Annotated in this window: 18 protein-coding genes and 1 pseudogene; all 19 read left to right on the top strand. The window is 49.3% G+C overall.

What is annotated here, in order from left to right:
* A pseudogene (locus Q0372_RS07690) lies at window positions 1-316 on the top strand (lipid-A-disaccharide synthase); the annotation flags it as partial.
* Window positions 317-364: 48 nt separating this feature from the next.
* Window positions 365-856 carry a transcription elongation factor GreA gene (greA, locus tag Q0372_RS07685; protein WP_297880017.1) on the top strand — a complete coding sequence of 164 codons (492 nt, stop codon included), beginning with the start codon at window positions 365-367 and terminating at the stop codon, window positions 854-856.
* Between the two features lies 1 nt (window position 857).
* Window positions 858-1865, top strand: a complete 1008-nt coding sequence (gene argC / locus Q0372_RS07680) for an N-acetyl-gamma-glutamyl-phosphate reductase (RefSeq protein ID WP_298104559.1) — start codon at window positions 858-860, stop codon at window positions 1863-1865.
* Between the two features lie 42 nt (window positions 1866-1907).
* Window positions 1908-2642 (top strand): metallophosphoesterase, encoded by a 735-nt coding sequence (locus Q0372_RS07675; protein ID WP_298104556.1) that lies wholly within the window; start codon window positions 1908-1910, stop codon window positions 2640-2642.
* A gap of 31 nt (window positions 2643-2673) precedes the next feature.
* Window positions 2674-3297, top strand: a complete 624-nt coding sequence (gene serB, locus Q0372_RS07670; protein WP_298104553.1) for a phosphoserine phosphatase SerB — start codon at window positions 2674-2676, stop codon at window positions 3295-3297.
* Window positions 3290-4297 (top strand): transaldolase, encoded by a 1008-nt coding sequence (locus Q0372_RS07665; protein ID WP_298104550.1) that lies wholly within the window; start codon window positions 3290-3292, stop codon window positions 4295-4297. Before serB ends, Q0372_RS07665 begins: the two co-directional genes overlap by 8 nt.
* A complete protein-coding gene (locus Q0372_RS07660) occupies window positions 4297-5514 on the top strand; it encodes a PilT/PilU family type 4a pilus ATPase (protein WP_297880012.1) in 1218 nt (405 codons plus the stop codon). Before Q0372_RS07665 ends, Q0372_RS07660 begins: the two co-directional genes overlap by 1 nt.
* A gap of 248 nt (window positions 5515-5762) precedes the next feature.
* Window positions 5763-6299, top strand: a complete 537-nt coding sequence (locus Q0372_RS07655; protein WP_177388523.1) for a 50S ribosomal protein L25/general stress protein Ctc — start codon at window positions 5763-5765, stop codon at window positions 6297-6299.
* 8 nt (window positions 6300-6307) lie between these two features.
* On the top strand, window positions 6308-6865 hold the full coding sequence (pth, locus tag Q0372_RS07650; protein WP_298104547.1) for an aminoacyl-tRNA hydrolase: 558 nt from the start codon (window positions 6308-6310) through the stop codon (window positions 6863-6865).
* Window positions 6862-7908 (top strand): LptF/LptG family permease, encoded by a 1047-nt coding sequence (locus Q0372_RS07645; protein WP_298104543.1) that lies wholly within the window; start codon window positions 6862-6864, stop codon window positions 7906-7908. The genes pth and Q0372_RS07645 overlap by 4 nt, the downstream gene beginning before the upstream one ends.
* A 45-nt stretch (window positions 7909-7953) precedes the next feature.
* Window positions 7954-9321: a diaminopimelate decarboxylase gene (gene lysA, locus Q0372_RS07640; protein ID WP_298104539.1), complete on the top strand. Its 1368-nt coding sequence runs from the start codon at window positions 7954-7956 to the stop codon at window positions 9319-9321.
* Window positions 9318-9728, top strand: a complete 411-nt coding sequence (locus tag Q0372_RS07635) for a hypothetical protein (protein ID WP_298104536.1) — start codon at window positions 9318-9320, stop codon at window positions 9726-9728. Before lysA ends, Q0372_RS07635 begins: the two co-directional genes overlap by 4 nt.
* Complete coding sequence (gene pheA, locus Q0372_RS07630) at window positions 9712-10788, top strand: prephenate dehydratase (RefSeq protein ID WP_298104533.1); 1077 nt, start codon at window positions 9712-9714, stop codon at window positions 10786-10788. The genes Q0372_RS07635 and pheA overlap by 17 nt, the downstream gene beginning before the upstream one ends.
* Complete coding sequence (gene hisC / locus Q0372_RS07625) at window positions 10788-11897, top strand: histidinol-phosphate transaminase (protein WP_298104532.1); 1110 nt, start codon at window positions 10788-10790, stop codon at window positions 11895-11897. Before pheA ends, hisC begins: the two co-directional genes overlap by 1 nt.
* Complete coding sequence (gene dxs, locus Q0372_RS07620) at window positions 11887-13719, top strand: 1-deoxy-D-xylulose-5-phosphate synthase (protein WP_298104531.1); 1833 nt, start codon at window positions 11887-11889, stop codon at window positions 13717-13719. The genes hisC and dxs overlap by 11 nt, the downstream gene beginning before the upstream one ends.
* Window positions 13720-13783: 64 nt before the next feature.
* Window positions 13784-14194, top strand: a complete 411-nt coding sequence (locus Q0372_RS07615) for a Fur family transcriptional regulator (RefSeq protein ID WP_297880504.1) — start codon at window positions 13784-13786, stop codon at window positions 14192-14194.
* Between the two features lie 48 nt (window positions 14195-14242).
* Complete coding sequence (locus Q0372_RS07610; protein WP_298104530.1) at window positions 14243-15661, top strand: CHAD domain-containing protein; 1419 nt, start codon at window positions 14243-14245, stop codon at window positions 15659-15661.
* Between the two features lie 9 nt (window positions 15662-15670).
* A complete protein-coding gene (ubiE, locus tag Q0372_RS07605; RefSeq protein ID WP_298104529.1) occupies window positions 15671-16399 on the top strand; it encodes a bifunctional demethylmenaquinone methyltransferase/2-methoxy-6-polyprenyl-1,4-benzoquinol methylase UbiE in 729 nt (242 codons plus the stop codon).
* A complete protein-coding gene (gene xseA, locus Q0372_RS07600) occupies window positions 16392-17558 on the top strand; it encodes an exodeoxyribonuclease VII large subunit (RefSeq protein WP_298104528.1) in 1167 nt (388 codons plus the stop codon). Before ubiE ends, xseA begins: the two co-directional genes overlap by 8 nt.
* Window positions 17559-17561: the final 3 nt, after the last annotated feature.

Raw genomic sequence — 17561 nt, 5'->3', positions numbered from 1 at the left:
GGCGACGCTTGAGGCGGCGCTCATCGGCACTCCGTTCGTGCTGTGCTACAAGGCTCGCGCGTTTGACGTTTGGCTCGCGCGAAAGCTCGTAAAGCTAAAGCACGTGGGGCTTGCGAATATTATTTTTGATTTTTTGGGCGAGGAGCCGCTACATGAGGAGCTTTTGCAATCCGAGGTAAGCGCGCAAAACCTACTCGCCACATACGAGCGCTGCGACGCCGCGAAATTTAAACTTGCGAGCAAGAAGCTGCGAGATTATCTGAAATTCGGCTCCAGCGAAAACGTGGCAAAAATTTTAACGCAGCCTGCGAGCTAAAATTTTAAGGCTAAAGCTTATATAATTTGATAAAAAGAAAGGAAGATTATGACGACAGAACCAATGACGCTTTACGGATATGAAAAGATCACCTCCGAGCTCAAAGAGCTTCAGAGCGTGAAGCTGCCTCACATCGTGCAGCAGATCGACATCGCGCGCGGACACGGCGATCTGAAAGAAAACGCCGAGTACCATGCGGCGCGCGAAGAGCAAGCGTTTTTGCTCTCGCGCATCGCCGAGCTTAGCGACATCATTTCTCGCTCAAAGATCATCGATCCCTCGACCTACGAGCACGACCGCGTAAAATTCGGCTCCACCGTTACCTTTATGGACGTAGAGACCGAGCGGGAGGAGGTTTACACGATCGTAGGGCTTAGCGAAGCGGATATATCGCGCAAGCTCATCAATATCAATACGCCGCTCGCGCGCCAGCTTTTAGGCAAGGCAGAGGGCGATGAGGTGGTGCTTCAGCTGCCATCAGGCACACGCGATGTGGAAATTTTAAGCGTCGAATACAAGCCGATTAAATTTGAGAATTAGCGTGAAAAAAGTAGGCATCATCGGCGTTAGCGGCTATACGGGGCTTGAGCTGATTAAGGCTCTACTTTCCCACCCGGGCTTTGAAATTTCGTATTTGGGCGCTTCGGCGCAGGGCGAGATAAGCGAGATTTTCCCGCAGTTGCGCGGCGTGTTTGAGATGCGCGTAGAAGCCGCGGATGCTCGCGTTGCAGCGCAAAGATGCGATCTTATTTTTTTGGCGTTGCCGCATGGAAAAGCGATGGAATTTGCCCGCGAAATTTTAAAATTTAAAAGCGTCAATGTAGTCGATCTATCGGCTGATTACCGCCTAAGCCGCGAGCTTTACGAGAAAAATTATACCACGCATTTAGACCCCCGTAATTTAGCCCACGCCGTTTACGGACTGCCCGAGCTAAATCGCGAAAAGATCCGCACGGCGCGACTTACCGCAAATCCGGGCTGCTACCCCACCTGCTCTATTTTGGCGCTCGCGCCGTTTATGCGGCTACTCGATCCAGATACCGGCGTATTTATCGACGCAAAAAGCGGAGTAAGCGGCGCGGGCAAGGCTCTTAAGACAAGCAGCCATTTCGTAAGCGTAAACGAAAACGCGGGCGCCTACTCGCCGATCTCGCATCGCCACGCAGACGAGATCAAAGAGCAGCTGCAAATTTTAAAAGGCAGCGAATTTAGCACGATTTTCGTGCCGAATTTGCTGCCGATTACGCGCGGAATGCTGGTTAGCGCGTTTGGCGTACTGCAAAAGAGCGTGGACGCAGAGGCGGTGCTGCGGGAATTTTACGAAAAAGAGCCTTTCGTGCGTGTCCGAAGCGAGCCCGTGAGTATAAAAAACGTCGCAGGGACGCACTTTTGCGATATTTTTGTAAAAACTGCGGGCGATAAAATTTGGATCAACTCGGCGATCGATAATCTTTTGCGCGGAGCTTCGTCACAGGCGATCGCAAACGCGAATTTAATGTGCGGATTTGCCGAAGATACGGCGCTGCCGCGCATCGCGCACGGAATTTAAGCAATGAAATTTTTGCAAAAACTATCACGCGCCGGAGTTTAAATGCAAAATGATCAAATTCAGACGATAAAACCCGGCGCGATCTTTATCGGCGATGCGCACGCGGGCGCGAGCAGGCCGCAATTTTTGAAATTCTTGCGCGCGCTGTGTTCTGCACAAAGCCTGCCGCCTCAAATTTTTATGATGGGCGATATGTTTGATTTTTTGGCAAACACGACCTACGTGCAGCGCTTCTACGAAGAGGAGATCGCGCTAATAAACGAGTTATCGCGAAAATGCGAAATTTTTTACTTCGAGGGCAACCACGATTTTAATCTACGCGAAATTTTCCCCTGCGCAAAAGTTTATCCAAACGCCGCGCAGCCCGCTAAATTTATCTGCGAGAGCGGCGAAGCGGTACAGATTGCGCACGGCGATCTGTTTTTGCCACGCCTGACGCAGTTTGCGCTGCTTTCGCTACGAAATAGAACTTTTTTGAAATTTATGGATTTGCTTGATCGCGCTTTGAAATTTAAAATTTCAAAGATGATCTTAAAATCGCAGGATGGAAAAAACCTATATAAAAAAATGCCAAATTTTAAGGATATAATCGCGCCGAAGATCGATTTTTACGCGGCAAATTTAATCATCGAAGGGCACTATCATCAAGATGAAATTTTATATTTCGGCGAGAAAAAATATATAAATTTGTGCTCGTTCGGGGTTAGGAGCAAAATTTACGAGGTCGCAAAAAGCGAAAAATTTATGCTAATTCCAAAAAACTTAAACTTAAATTAGCTATAATTCCTAAATTTTTGCGAGGATATTTATGATAAAGCTTTGTGTTTTCGACTTTGATTCTACGCTGATGGACGGCGAAACGATAGGTTTTTTCGCCGCTAAAATGGGCACGCAGCGACAAGTTAGCGAAATTACGAAGCGTGCAATGGCGGGAGAGCTTGATTTTTTCGAGAGCCTTAGCGAGCGCGTGGCGCTGATAAAGGGAATGAAGCTTAGCGATGCTAAAGCTATCGCGGAAAGCCTGCCTTTTGTTTGCGGCGCTAGCGAGATCATCGCGTATCTGAAAAATAAAGGCATAAAGGTGATCGTCTTTAGCGGCGGGTTTCATCTTGCTACCGACGCCGCGCAGAAAAAACTAGGCTTTGACGCGAGCTTTGCGAACTATCTGCATGAAAAGGGCGGAATTTTAACCGGGCTTTTCGGCGGCGAGATGATGTTTGGATACTCAAAAGGCGCGTTGCTTGCGCAGCTTAAATCGCTGATGGGCTTAAGCGCAAGCGAGGTAATGTGCGTGGGAGACGGCGCGAACGACGTTTCGATGTTCCGCGAGGCGGGACTTAAAATCGCCTTTTGCGCGAATGAAATTTTAAAAGAGCACGCGAGCGTCTGCATTGAAAAAAAGGATTTGAAGGAGATTATGAAATATGTATGATAAAGCCCTAAATTTCAGCCTTTGGTGCGACTTTTTGGAGCGCGATTTTATCGATAAAGATTTCGACGAGCTGATCAAAAAGGGGATAATTAACGGCGCGACTTCCAATCCCGCAATCTTTAAAAACGCGATCCTAAGCTCCTCCGCATACGATGCGGCCAAAGAGGAATTTAGAAAAAAGGAGCCTAAAAAGCTGTATGAAATTTTAGCCACTGCGGACATCAGAAGTGCGGCGGAGAGCCTGCTTAAAAATTTTATCAACGGCGATGACGGCTTCGTGAGTATCGAGGTTGATCCATGTTTTGCAGACGACGCCGAGGCGATGTACCGCGAGGGCAAGCACCTATATAGCACGATCGGCATGCCAAATGTTATGATTAAAATCCCTGCGACCAAGGCGGGCTACGAAGCGATGCGCGATCTGCTAAAAAAGGGGATCAGCGTAAATGCGACCTTGGTTTTTTCGCCCGAACAGACCGCAAAATGTATCGAGGCGATAAAAGAGGGTATTGCGGGCTTTCGCCGCTATTTCCCTAAGGCAAATTTACCAAAAACCGTAATTAGCATCTTCGTTAGCCGTTTCGATAGGTTACTGGATGAAAAAATGGCCGCGGCGGGCCTTCCTACCGGCAAAATCGGCACGATGAATGCTTCAAAATGCTACAATATCATCGCTAAAGAAAATTTAAACTACGTAAAGCCGCTGTTTGCGAGCACGGGCGTAAAAGGAGACGATCTGCCGAAGGACTACTACGTAAGCGAGCTAATGTATCCGGGCTGCGTAAATACTGCGCCGCTTGAGACGATAGAGGCTTTTATAAGCGGCGATCAAAAGCCCAAAACGCCGCCGAGCGATGAAGAGATAGAGCATTTTTTCGCGCGCGTAGCGGATGCGAAGATCGATATGAAAAAGGCGTATAAAAAACTGCTGGATGACGGATTGGCGGCCTTTGAAGAGGCATTTAAAGAGATAATAAAAACACTTAAAAAGGAGAAATGATGGCGGGTTCTATAGATTATTCGCAGTATCAAGTTGACGCTTCTACGCTGGATTTTAAGCAGCGAGACAGGCTAAATAAATATTTGGAATTTCTAATCCAAAACGGCGGTAGCGACCTTCACATAAAATCAGGCGCGGTTATCAGAGGTCGTATCCACGGCGAGCTGGTAAAATTTAGCAAAACGCCATTTTTGAAAGAAGACGCGATGACGCTAGCTAAGGAGCTTCTCATCACGCGTTTTCCTGAGCTTATCGAGAAAAAGAGCGTGGATTTTACCTACAAGCTAAACGAAGATTATCGCTTCCGCGTTAATATTTTCTTTCAAATCGACGGTATCAGCGCGGTTTTCCGAACGATACCGGTTAAAATTCCAGAGATCGACGATCTAGGTCTGCCGCCTTCGATCAAAGATATTTGCGATACGGCTATGCGCGGCGTCGTGCTACTTACGGGGCCTACGGGAAGCGGAAAGACGACAACGATCGCAAGCATGATCAATCGCATAAATAGACAAAGAACCAGCCACGTCGTTACGATCGAAGACCCCGTGGAATTCGTATTTAAAGACGATAAATGCATCATCAATCAGCGCGCTATCGGTGAGGACTGCAATAACTTCGCCGATTCGCTTCGCGCCGCGCTGCGAGAGGATCCGGACGTTATATTTGTGGGCGAGATGCGCGATTTAGAGACGATCGAGACCGCACTTCACGCCGCAGAGACGGGACACTTAGTGTTTTCGACGGTGCATACTATTGACGCAAAAGAGACGGTAAACCGAATCATCGCGATGTTTGAGCAGGCTGAGCAGGAGCGTATCCGAATGACGCTAGCATCTGTCCTAGAGGCAGTCATCTCTCAGCGCCTTGCCCGTACTGTCGAAGGCAAGCGCGTAGCCGTCGTCGAAATTCTACGCAAAAACACCCGTATTAAGGATATGATACTTGATGCGCGCGACGATGAAATTCCAGACGCGATCGCCGATGGTCGCAACACCTACGGCATGCAGACCTTCGATCAGCACCTGCTCGATCTTTACAGAGATGGCATTATTACCCGCGAAGAAGCGCTGGATAAGGCCTCTAAGCGAAACGACCTCGATCTGCAGATAAAAAACGTGGACCTTGCCAAAAAAAGGGATTTGGCAGCAGAATCCGGAGAGAGCGCCGAGGAGATGCTCGCAGGCGAAGTCGTACAACTAAAAGAGATCCGCTAAGTCGTAAATTTTAAAATTCTAAATTTTTACGATTTAAAATTTTAAATAATTCTGCCTGCCGCCGCGCGGGCAGAATTCTATTCGTCTGTCCTCTTGCATGCAAGTATGCCGTGCCTTGCGGGATTTAGCGTAAATTTAATCGGCTAAATTTCGTGCGATTTTACTTCTAAATTTCATCGCGGCGCTTAAATAGATTTAAAGCAACATTTGGCTATTATCACGCTTCATTTTTTCACAAAGGAAACCTAATGTTAGAAGGTATCGTTAGAGATAGTATCGGTAAAAGGGCTTCAAAATCCCTAAAACGAGATGGTTATCTAATCGCTAATATTTATGCGAAAGGATTTGAAAATATTAACGCAGCGTTTAAAGTAAACGACTTTATCAAAGCTATGCGCGCAAAAGAAGATCTTCCTTTCGAGGTTAGCGTGGGCGGTAAGACATATCGCGTTATAGTGCAAGAATACCAAAAGCACCCCGTCACAAATACCCTAACCCACGTAGATTTACGAGTAGTTCAGGATGACGTGGTAAGTAAATATCTAGTGCCGGTTAAGGTAACTGGTGTCGCTAAAGGCTTAAAAAACAAAGGTATCTTGGTGCAATCCAAGCGCCGTATTGCCGTAAAATGCGCAGGCAAAGATCTACCAAACGATTTTACGCTCGATGTGAGCGATCTTGACGTAGGCGATTCGCTTTTGATCCGAGACATTCCGGTAAAAGAGGGCGTCAGCATCATCCTAGACGGCTCGGTAGCGGTAGTCGGAGTTACTTCGGCTAAATAGGGGCGCCTATGATACTGATCGCAGGACTTGGGAATCCTGCTCAGAAATACGCAGACACCAGACACAACGTCGGTTTTATGCTAATCGACGAAATTTTAAAGACGGGCGGCTTTAGCGAGCTTGGCTCGTCTAAATTCCAAGGCGAGCTTTTTAAAAAGGGCTCGCTTCTTCTTTTAAAACCCCAAACTTTTATGAACTTAAGCGGCAACTCCCTAAAGGCCGTGAATGATTTTTATAAGCCCGAGCGTATCATCATAGTGCACGACGATATAGATTTGGATCTAGGCGCCGTTAAATTTAAAAAAGGCGGCAGTAGCGGCGGGCACAACGGCATCAAATCAATTGATGCGCTAATCGGTGCGGATTACGAGCGCGTACGTATTGGCGTGGGCAAAAAACGGCAGGACCAGGATGCGGCAAATTTCGTGCTTGGAAATTTTAACGAAAGCGAGCGCGAGAAGCTGAGCGAGATTTTACCCTATGTCGCGCGCGCAGTAGAGGAGCTCATTTGCTCGGATATAGAGCAGATCGCGCAAAAATTTACGATTAAAAAGGCTAGGGTGTGAAGTTATACGTAAAATACGCGGCTCTTTCCTATCTGAAGTATTTTTTTATCCTTCTAATAGCCCTTGAGTGCTTTTATGTAGGCATCGATGTGCTTACTAATCTCAAAGATTTTCCCTCAAGCGCGAATACCGCTCTTTTGTATATTGCTCTAACCGCAGCGGTCGCGCTTAGCTACACGCTGCCGCTAAGTCTTATTTTTGCGCTTATTTTGATGGGCTTTAATATGATCCGTAGCAACGAGCTGGTGAGCTTTTATGCGCTCGGAGTTAGCAAAAACGCGCTGATAATCCCTCCATTTTTGATCGCACTTGCGATTACTGCGGGCTTTATAGCTTTAAATTCCACCTCGTTTGCATACGCGCTAAAATTTCAAAAGAATTTAACCGATTTATCGCCTACGGGGGGAGATATGTTTTTGAAATTTGAGGGTAAATATATCTACATCAAAGCTCTAAGCGGCAAAAACGCAAATGATATAACGATCTTTAATATAGGGGATAACTCCGTTGCTTCGCGCTCGCATGCAAGCTCTGGCGAATACGCAGGCAAAATTTGGCATCTGCGCGACGTAAATACTACCACTTTACCAGCGCAGCTTAAGCTTGGAGGAAGTGGATTAAGAAGTGAGTTTAGCGCGCAGAGCGAGGCGCTTAAGAGCTTTGATCCAAGCTCGATTGCGAGCGTTTATGATACGAGTAATGTATATTCTATCAGGGATGCTTTGCGTTCGATCCGCACCTTTTCGCATCAAGGCGTGAATATCTCTACTATAAAAGCAAGTCTTTATAATATGATATTTTTCCCGTTGTTTGCACCTTTGGCGGTATTGGTTCTGTATTATTATCTGCCCGTTACGGGACGATTTTTTAATCTCGCGCTGCTAAGCTTTGGATTTTTTATCGCTACGCTATGCGCTTGGGGAGTGCTTTTCGTGTTAATTAGGTTTTCTCTCAACGGCGTCATCATCCCAGAACTTGGCATTATCGTGCCCATAACAGCGTTATTAGGCTCCGCAGTATTTTTAGTTTTTAAGCATCGTTAAGCCTTGATTTGTTAGAATGGCGCAAAATTTATCGGTGGAAATTCTATGGATTATTCAAGCTTAGCCCGCAAATACGGCACCCCTTTATACGTTTACGATTTTAACGAGATACAAAAGAATTTCATAGCGCTCAAAGAGGCCTTCGCAGCGCGCAAGTCGCTCGTTTGCTTCGCGATCAAGGCAAGCTCGAATTTAAGCATTTTAAAATTTCTATCGGATCTGGGCAGCGGCTTTGATTGCGTCAGCATCGGCGAGCTGCGCCGCGCTCTGTATATCGGCGCAAAGAGCTATAAGATAATATTCTCGGGCGTCGGTAAGCAAGACAGCGAGCTCGAGTTTGCGCTGGAGTCGGACATCTTGCTGATAAATTTAGAAAGCGAAGCCGAGATGCTGCGTCTGGAGCAAATCGCGCAAAATCTAAATAAGCCCGCTCGCATCAGCATCCGCGTAAATCCGAACGTCGATGCTAAGACCCACCCCTACATCTCCACGGGGCTAAATGAGAATAAATTCGGCGTCAGCATCGAAACCGCGCGCAAGATGTATATCTACGCCAAAAAGAGCAAATTTTTAAATCCCGTCGGTATCCACTTTCACATCGGCAGCCAGCTTACGGACATTTCTCCGATCTGCGATGCCGCAAAAATCGTAAGCGATCTGCTGCGAGAGCTGCGAGCCCTTGAGATCGATATAAAATTTTTCGACGTGGGCGGCGGCATCGGCATCCGCTACGAGGATGAAAAACAGATCGTGCTCTACGACTATGCGCAGGGGATCTTGCGCAGTCTAAGCGGGCTAGACGTCACGATCGTGTGCGAGCCAGGGCGCTTCATCGCGGGGGCTGCAGGCGTCTTCCTCACCCGCGTGCTTTACGAAAAACAAAACTGTGGCAAGCGCTTCGTCATCGTTGACGGCGCGATGAACGATCTCATACGCCCGAGCCTCTACGGCGCGCACCATAAAATCGAGCTTGTAAGCGAGCGCAATTCCGACTGCGAAAGCTGCGCGAGCCAAAGCGACATCGAGAATTCTACGGCGCAGAATTCCACGCCGCAAAACGGCGTTTCACAAAGCTTGCAAGGAAATTTCGCGCCACAGAATTCCTCTAATCTAAGCTCCGCCGTGGATAATTCTGCGCCGCAAAGCTCTGCAGAGAGCTTAAGCCTCTGCGACGTCGTGGGCCCGATATGCGAAAGCGGCGACTTCCTAGCCAAAGGCGTTGTTTTGCCGCCGCTGAGAAATGGCGATCTGCTCGCGATCAAAAGCGCTGGCGCCTACGGCTTTTCGATGTCGAGCAACTACAACACCCGCCCCCGCGCCGCCGAGGTCGCGGTTTACGACGGACGGGACCGCCTGATTAGAAAGCGCGAGAGCTTTGATGAGCTAATCGCGCTCGAAAAGGATCTCGTATGATCCGCGCGGCGAGCCGTCTAAAACAGGGCGCGATCTTAAATTTAAAATCCGAGCGCGCAGCGGCTTTAAATTTTAACGCAGTAGCAAGCACGGCCCTAAATTTTAAACACACCGCTGCTTTAAATTTCAAATCCGAACAAAATGCGTCTCTAAATTTCACGCCAGAACAAAGCCCCGCTTTAAATTTTAATCTCGGCTCTTTAAATTTCAAATCCCGCTGCGACGAATTTTATCGCGCCTTCTTAGCGTGCGGAAGTTGTGGCGCAGCTATCCTAAGCGATGAAATTTTAAGTTCGCGCGGTAAAAATTTCAAAGCGTACGGCAAAAGAGGCGGCGTGAAATTTTTAAAATCCGCGCCGAAATTCGCGGGCGAGCAAAAGGAGGGTTGTGATGCAAAACATCGATGATCTGCGCGTTTGTATCGACAAGCTGGATGATGAAATTTTGCGCCTTATCGACGAGCGCATGGGGTTTGTCAAAAAGATCGGCGAGCTGAAGCAGACCGCGGGCAGCGCGATCTACCGCCCGGAGCGCGAGCGCTCGATCATCAGCAGGCTGGACGGCGGAAAGGCGCAAAATTTAAGCAAAGAGGCGATCGAGGCGATATTTTTTGAAATTTTCTCGGTTTCACGAAATTTAGAAAAGCCGCAGATAGTCGCGTTTTTAGGGCCTTTCGGCACCTATTCGCACCAAGCCGCCAAGAGCCGCTTCGGCGCGGTAAGCTCCTATCTGCCGCTCTCAAACATCGAGGCGGTCTTTAAGGAGCTTGATAGCGGCGAGGCCAAATACGGCGTCGTGCCGATCGAAAATAACACCGAAGGCGCGGTGGGAGCGACGCTTGATTGCTTGCGAAAATACGAGGGCGTTAAGATCGTCGCCGAAATTTATATGGATATCCACCACTGCTTTGCGAGCCACTGCGACGACGTAAGCACGGTGGATCAGATATTCTCGCATCCGCAGGGATACAATCAGTGCCTTAAATTTTTAGACGATCACGGCCTTAGCGGCGTTAAATTTACCGCGACCAAATCGACCGCGCTTGCGGCGCAGATGGCGGCTGCCATGCCGCACTCCGCCGCGATCTGCTCCAAGATCGCCGCCGATCTTTACGGCGTGCCGATGATGTTTCAAAAGATCGAGGACAACTCCGCCAACCGCACGCGCTTTTTCGTGCTGAGCGACTTTAAAAATCAAAAGAGCGACCGCAACAAAACGAGCATCCTAGCCAAAACCGACGACCGCCCGGGCGGGCTCGTGGACTTTTTGCAGATGTTTCGCAACGAGGGGATAAATTTAACCAAGCTCGAAAGCCGCCCGGTCAAGCTTAGGGATTTTAAAAGCGTCTTTTACATCGATTTTGAGGGGCATGTGGATGACGAACGCGTGGCGCGTGTGCTGCAAAACGCGCAGAAAAACGGCCACGAAATCACATGGCTGGGAAGCTATATAAACGGAGGGGAGTGATGAAATTTAACGAATTTGTAGAAAATCTAAGCAATTACGAAGCAGGCAAGCCGATCGAGCTTGTGGTGCGGGAGTTTGGTATCCGCAAGCAGGACGTGTTAAAGCTTGCCAGCAACGAAAATCCTTTCGGCACGAGCGAGGCGGTGCAGGAGGCGATCGCACAAAACGCCGCCTGTGCGCATCTTTACCCCGATGATTCGATGTATGAGCTAAAGGGGGCGCTCGCCTCGAAATTCGGCGTAGAGCCGCAAAATATCATCATCGGCGCGGGCAGCGATCAGATCATCGAGTTTGCGCTACACGCCAAGCTCAATTCGCGCCGCGCGATACTGCAGGCGGGCGTTACCTTTGCGATGTACGGCATCTACGCAAGCCACTGCGAGGCTAAAGTTTACAAAACGAGCGCGCAGGAGCACGATCTGGCTGAGCTTTTAAAAATTTATAACGCGCATAGAGATGAAATTTCGGTCATCTTTTTGTGTGTGCCGAACAATCCGCTGGGCGAGTGCTTGGATGCGGAGGCGGTGTATGAGTTCGCCAGCAGCGTGGATGAGAACACGCTTTTGGTGATCGATGCCGCATACAACGAATTTGCTGCGTTTAAAGATGAGCGCAAGAGGCTTGATCCTAAGCTTTTAATTCAAAATTTTAAAAACGTGCTCTATCTGGGCACCTTCTCAAAGGTCTACGGCCTGGGCGGTATGCGCGTAGGCTACGGTATCGCGCCGCGCGTAATCATAAGCGCGCTTTATAAGCTGCGACCGCCCTTTAATATCACGACGCTTAGCCTCGCAGCGGCAATTGCGGCGCTAAAAGACGAGGCTTTCGTGCAAAAGAGCCTGCAAAACAACGCCGCGCAGATGAGCCGCTTCGAGGATTTTGCGCGCGAGCAAAATTTAGAATTTATCCCTAGCTACGCAAATTTCATCACGTTCAAACTTAGCCCGTCGCTAGATAGTAGCGAGCTTTGCGAGAGGCTTCTACGCCGCGGCATCATCGTTAGAAATTTAAAAAGCTATGGGCTAAACGCCGTGCGCATCACGATCGGTACGCCTGGGCAAAACGATCGCGTCTTTGGCACGCTGGGAGAAATTTTGAGTGGATATTAAAAACAAAAACCTAGAGGAGCTACGGGAGCTCTGCACGCAGATCAGGGCGCGCATCATCGAAGTCGTGAGCAAAAACGGCGGCCATCTAAGCTCAAACATGGGCGCGGTCGAGCTCATCGTGGCGATGCACTACGTATTTGACGCCGCGAGCGATCCGTTTATCTTCGACGTAAGCCACCAAAGCTACGCGCACAAGCTCCTGACGGACCGTTGGGAGGAGTTCGGCTCGCTTAGGCAGTTCGGCGGCATTAGCGGCTACACGAAACCTAGCGAAAGTAAATTTGACTACTTCGTCGCAGGACACGCCTCGACGTCGATCTCTTTAGCCGTGGGCGCGGCAAAAGCGATAAGCCTAAAGCGCGAAAATCGCGTGCCGGTCGTACTCATCGGCGACGGATCTATGAGCGGCGGTATGACTTATGAGGCGATGAACGAGCTAGGCGATCTGCGCTTGCCCTGCGTCATCATTCTAAACGATAATAAAATGAGCATCAGCAAGCCTATCGGCGCCTTTAGTAAGTACCTAAGCCAAGCGATGGCGGGCGAGACATATCAAAAATTTAAATCCCACGTAAGAGAGCTGCTCTCTCACGCTCCGCAAAGCGCGACATATATGGCAAAGCGCTTTGAAAATTCCTTAAAGCTCATTATCCCTGGGATGTATTTTGAGGAGCTGGGGCTTGATTATATCGGTCCCGTGGACGGGCATAATCTAGAGGATCTAATATCGGCGCTAAAGACGGCAAAAAGCGCGCGCAAGCCCGTCGTCGTGCACGCTCAGACGATCAAAGGCAAAGGCTATGACAAGGCCGAGGGCTATTTGGAGAGCTGGCACGGCGTAGGGCCTTTCGATATTCAAAGCGGAGAATTTAAGAAAAAATCCGCCGCCAAAAGTGCCACGCAAATTTACGCCGAGGCGCTTTTAAGCTTAGCCGCCAAGCATGAAAACGTCGTGGGCGTGACCGCCGCGATGCCGAGCGGCACCGGCATGGATAAGCTGATCGAGAAATTTCCGCAGCGCTTCTGGGACGTCGCGATCGCCGAGCCGCATGCGCTAAGCTCGATGGCAGCGATGGCGCGCGAGGGTTTTAAGCCGTACGTTACGATATATTCGACCTTTATGCAGCGCGCGTTCGATCAGATCGTTCACGACGCGGCGATTATGAACTTAAGCTTAGTCCTTGCGATGGATCGTGCCGGCATCGTGGGCGAGGACGGTGAGACGCACGAGGGGGTCTTTGACGTAAGCTTCTTAAACGCGATCCCAAACGTCAGCATGTGTGCGCCGCGGGATGAGGCGAGCTTTAAACGGATCATCGAGTACTCCTACGCGCATGAGGGGGTTTTGGCGATACGCTATCCGCGCGGAAGCTTTATCTTGGACTGCGACGAGACCGGCGCGTCTGCAGTAGAGCTTGCAAAATCGGTGTTTCTGAAGCGCAGCGATAGCGCGCGAGTAGCGTTCATCGGCTACGGAAACGGCGCTGGCAGAGCGTATAAAACGGCTGAAGCGCTAGAGGGGCAGATGGAGGCGGATGTCATAGATCTAGTCTTTGCAAAGCCTTTAGACGCCGAGTTTTTACGAAGTTTAGCTCACAAAGATAAAATTTGGTATGTCTTTAGCGATAACGCCAAAAAGGGTGGCGTCGGTGAAATTTTAAGCGCATTTTTGCAAGAAAATGAAATTTCGGACGTAAAGATCGTGAGCTTCGAGTTTGCCGATATCTTTTTACCGCACGGCAAGACCGCCGACGTGGAGCGCAGCTTGGGCTTGGATATCCAAACTCTAACCGAGCGAATATTAAGTGATAAAAAGTATTAGTTAATATCAACTTTGTTTAAAGTAAAATTTGATAATATCACTTTAAAATTTTTGAAGGACAAAAATGAGCCACGTAGAACTACTCAAAACCTGCGGTTTGAAAGCAACTCCGCAAAGATTATGTATCCTAAAGGTACTTGATCGCCACGAGCATCCAAGCATAGAGGACCTATACGAGGGGATCAAAGAGGACTATCCATCTATTTCACTAGCGACTGTTTATAAAAATTTAAACACCCTACTCGACGAGGGCGTCGTAGTCGAGGTCAATGCGCCGAATAAAAAGAGCCGCTACGACATTTATCAGATGCCGCACATCCACGTCGTATGCGAAAAATGCGGCAATGTCACGGATCTTTTCATGGATGATGCCTTTAATAAGGACGTTTTGAAAAACATCGAGCGCAAAGCGGGCAATTTCATCCGCAAGCTAAATATCACGGCTACGGTCGAAGACTGCGAAAAGTGTAGATAGTTTAAAGAATTTTCTGCTATCATTACCCACTTTATTTTTGGAGCGGGTATGCAAACTAAGCGTAAATTTTTATTGAGCGACGATTCGATTCTGCGGACGCTAGAGCGTGCGGGGCTGAAATGTCGCAAGGTAAAGATCACTTGGTTTTATACTTCTTTCTATCCCGAAATTTATTATATCCGCCAAAACGACGAATGCTCTTTGCACCACAAAAAAGAGGATCTCGACAGACAAACTCTAAATTTTAAAATTTCAAAAGATGACTTCAAAGAGGCTTTAAAAAGCAGGATCGCCCGCGTCGTGCAAAAAAACCGCTACGGCTTTGCTAACGACGAGGCGGAGTTTTGGCTAGAACTTTACGGCGGCGAGCTAAATATGCTAGCGGTGCTGCGGGCTAAATTTAAAGACGAGCTCTCTAGCGCAAATTTTGATTTTGCAAAAACCTTCGGCAGCACCGATTTTTGCGAGATCACAGACGATTACCGCTACAAAAGCCGCTATCTGGCGCGCTACGGCATCCCGCCGCGCTCGCTTGATTTCGCACACGCTCGCAACGTTTTTAAAAAATTTAGCCGAGTTAAATTTTTCGCGCCGCCCTATGCGGACAGCGTTAAGCTCGCGCGTTTGGCGCTTGAGCTAGCGTGGATACGGGCATGCGGCGCAAAAAGCGAGTATCAAAAGAACCTCTCCCCCGAAGTTCTTCACGAGCTGCGCGTGCAAACCCGCAAGGCAAGGGCGCTTCTAAAGCTATCCGCGCCGCTTTTCGAAGCGGAAAAAAAGGATGAAATTTTAAAACTGCTCGCAGAATTTATGAGCCGCAGCAATCAGCTGCGAGACCTTCACGTTTTTGCGGAGTTTTTGAAGGCCGACGACGCGCCTGCGAGCTTTTTGCAGCAGCTAAATCTTATCGCAAAGCGCTCGGAGGATAAAATTTTAGAATTTCTCTCTAGCGCGGAATTTACAGATTTAAGCGGCGCTATTAGCGGCTTTTTAAACGGCGCGGACGGCATCTACGCGCGCAGCGAATATGAAAAAATTTCAAAAAAGTTCGCCTCCGCCCGCCTTTGCAAGCTGATTAAAAGCTTGCGCGCGGAGCTAAAAAATTTACAGCAAGGTTCATCGCTACAGGCATTTCACGACGCGCGTATAGGGCTAAAGAGGCTGCGATACGCGCTTGAAATTTTTGCAAGAAGCTTTGATGAGGGCTGCGTCAGGGAGCTGTTTAAACGCACCAAAGCTGCCTGCGAGGATTTCGGCGCGCTGCAAGATATCAGCGTGTGTCAAAATTTCATCGCGATCTATCAAAAAGCAAGCGATAAAAGCGGCGTCGCGTTTGCGTATCTACTGGCTCTGGACGCCCGCCTAAACGATCGCCGCGCCGAGCTGGAGGAAAAAATTTTAAATGAAAAAGAGGCTCTTTTGCACGCGCTGAAAAGATCGCTGCGCAAAATCAAAGCATACGAATAAGGAAAGCCCGTGCAAAAACAGGAAAAAATCATAAAGATGTTCGATGAGATCGCGCCTACCTACGATCTGGCAAACCGCGCCATCAGCTTCGGCGTGGACGTTTCGTGGCGCAAAAAAGCGGTCGAGCTGACGCTTGAAAAGCTTAAGGGAAAGCTCGTGAGTATCGCCGACGTCGCGTGCGGCACGGGCGATATGATAAGCTCGTGGCGCGACGGCGCGGCACAGTACGGCGTGCAGATCGAGCGGATCGTGGGGATCGATCCTAGCGAAGGTATGCTCGAGGTGGCGAAGCAAAAATTCCCTAGCTGCGAGTTTATCAAAGCGACCGCAGGCGCCACGACGCTGGATGATGCGAGCGTGGATATTTTAAGCATCAGCTACGGCATAAGAAACGTCGTGGAGCTGGACGCAGCGCTTGCGGAGTTTAATCGCGTCATTAAACCGGGCGGCTCGCTCGTGGTTTTGGAATTTACCAAAGCCGCAAGCGGCGGGCTCGCGTTTAAAATCAGAGATTTTTACGTGAGTAAAATTTTACCCAAAATCGGCGCTTTCATCTCGAAAAACAAAGAAGCCTACGAGTATCTACCAAGCTCCATCGGTAGCTTCCTAGACGCCGCGAGCTTTAGCGAAAAGCTCAAAAATGCGGGCTTTGAGCTGCGCGTGCAAAAGGGCTTCAGCTTCGACGTCAGCACGCTTTTCATCGCGGAGAAAATCGCGCGAAAGAGCGACGATGCTTAGCGTAAGCGAGCTCAACGCCCAAGCCAAGACGCTTTTGGAGACAAGCTTTAGCTTCGTCGAGGTCGAGGGCGAAATATCTAAGCTTAGAATTCAAAGCACGAGCGGACACTGGTATTTCACGATCAAAGACGCGAGCGCGGCGATCGATTGCGCGATGTTTAAATTTAACGCCGCGCGGATAAATTTTATCCCCGCCGTGGGCGATAAGCTCATCGTAAGCGGCAAAGTCTCGCTATACGCTCCCACGGGCGCATATCAGATCCAGGTCTCAAATATCCGCAAAAGCGGCGAGGGCGAGCTGGAAGCGGCGTTTGCCGCGCTAAAAGAAAGGCTTAGCAAAGAGGGGCTTTTCGATGCCTCGCACAAAAAACAGCTTCCGAAATTTGCTCAAAGCATCGCGATCATCACGAGCGCGGGCTCAGCAGCGCAGGCGGATATGCTTCGCACGGCGCAGGACCGCTTCGCGCTTTGTAAAATCGATCTGTATAACGCGCTAGTGCAAGGCGAGGGCGCGCCTGCTTCGATCATAAGCGCGCTGTGCGCAGCCGACGCGAAGGGCTACGATGCGATCGTCATCGCTCGCGGCGGCGGCTCGCGCGAGGATCTGTGGTGCTTCAACGACGAGGCCTTGGCTCGCGCGATCTACACGGCCAAAACGCCCGTCATCTCGGCGGTCGGGCACGAGATCGATTTTAGCATCAGCGATTTCGTAGCCGATCACCGAAGCCTCACGCCCACCGCCGCGATGATCGATCTGCTGCCCGATATTTGCGCGATCTTTCAGAGCCTAGACGGCGTAAGCGACGCGTTTGATAGGCTGATAAAAGATAAAATTTCATCCGCACAAAACGTGCTGAGCCTCGCGGCTTTAGAGCTTAAATCAAAATCGGTCGAGCCAAAAATTTCAGGCTCGCTTGCAAAGCTTTTAAATTTCGAGCTTAAATTTAAAAACTTCGTGGACTCAAAGCTAAGCGCCGCAGAGCATACGCTAAGTGCAAAGGACGAGCTTTTGGCGCAAAAGGCGAAATTTTTTGAGATTACAAAAGATCTCGTTCAAATCCAAAAGGGCGGCAAAACGGTGAGCTTGGGCGAGCTTGCCGCGGGCGACGAGTTCGTCCTTTGCTCGCAGCAGCTCAGCAAAAACGCAAAAATCATCTAAAGG

This window comes from uncultured Campylobacter sp., from assembly GCF_937997405.1.
Taxonomy (GTDB): domain Bacteria; phylum Campylobacterota; class Campylobacteria; order Campylobacterales; family Campylobacteraceae; genus Campylobacter_B.
Note: the sequence above shows the minus strand (reverse complement) of the source record. Positions and strands in the feature narration are given on the sequence as shown.

What these genes read in the sequence shown, in the direction of transcription:
- greA (WP_297880017.1), top strand. Translation starts at nt 365, where the DNA reads ATGACGACAGAACCAATGACGCTTTACGGATATGAAAAGATCACCTCC.
- Q0372_RS07675 (WP_298104556.1), top strand. Translation starts at nt 1,908, where the DNA reads ATGCAAAATGATCAAATTCAGACGATAAAACCCGGCGCGATCTTTATC.
- serB (WP_298104553.1), top strand. Translation starts at nt 2,674, where the DNA reads ATGATAAAGCTTTGTGTTTTCGACTTTGATTCTACGCTGATGGACGGC.
- Q0372_RS07665 (WP_298104550.1), top strand. Translation starts at nt 3,290, where the DNA reads ATGTATGATAAAGCCCTAAATTTCAGCCTTTGGTGCGACTTTTTGGAG.
- Q0372_RS07660 (WP_297880012.1), top strand. Translation starts at nt 4,297, where the DNA reads ATGGCGGGTTCTATAGATTATTCGCAGTATCAAGTTGACGCTTCTACG.
- Q0372_RS07655 (WP_177388523.1), top strand. Translation starts at nt 5,763, where the DNA reads ATGTTAGAAGGTATCGTTAGAGATAGTATCGGTAAAAGGGCTTCAAAA.
- pth (WP_298104547.1), top strand. Translation starts at nt 6,308, where the DNA reads ATGATACTGATCGCAGGACTTGGGAATCCTGCTCAGAAATACGCAGAC.
- lysA (WP_298104539.1), top strand. Translation starts at nt 7,954, where the DNA reads ATGGATTATTCAAGCTTAGCCCGCAAATACGGCACCCCTTTATACGTT.
- Q0372_RS07635 (WP_298104536.1), top strand. Translation starts at nt 9,318, where the DNA reads ATGATCCGCGCGGCGAGCCGTCTAAAACAGGGCGCGATCTTAAATTTA.
- pheA (WP_298104533.1), top strand. Translation starts at nt 9,712, where the DNA reads ATGCAAAACATCGATGATCTGCGCGTTTGTATCGACAAGCTGGATGAT.
- hisC (WP_298104532.1), top strand. Translation starts at nt 10,788, where the DNA reads ATGAAATTTAACGAATTTGTAGAAAATCTAAGCAATTACGAAGCAGGC.
- Q0372_RS07615 (WP_297880504.1), top strand. Translation starts at nt 13,784, where the DNA reads ATGAGCCACGTAGAACTACTCAAAACCTGCGGTTTGAAAGCAACTCCG.
- Q0372_RS07610 (WP_298104530.1), top strand. Translation starts at nt 14,243, where the DNA reads ATGCAAACTAAGCGTAAATTTTTATTGAGCGACGATTCGATTCTGCGG.
- xseA (WP_298104528.1), top strand. Translation starts at nt 16,392, where the DNA reads ATGCTTAGCGTAAGCGAGCTCAACGCCCAAGCCAAGACGCTTTTGGAG.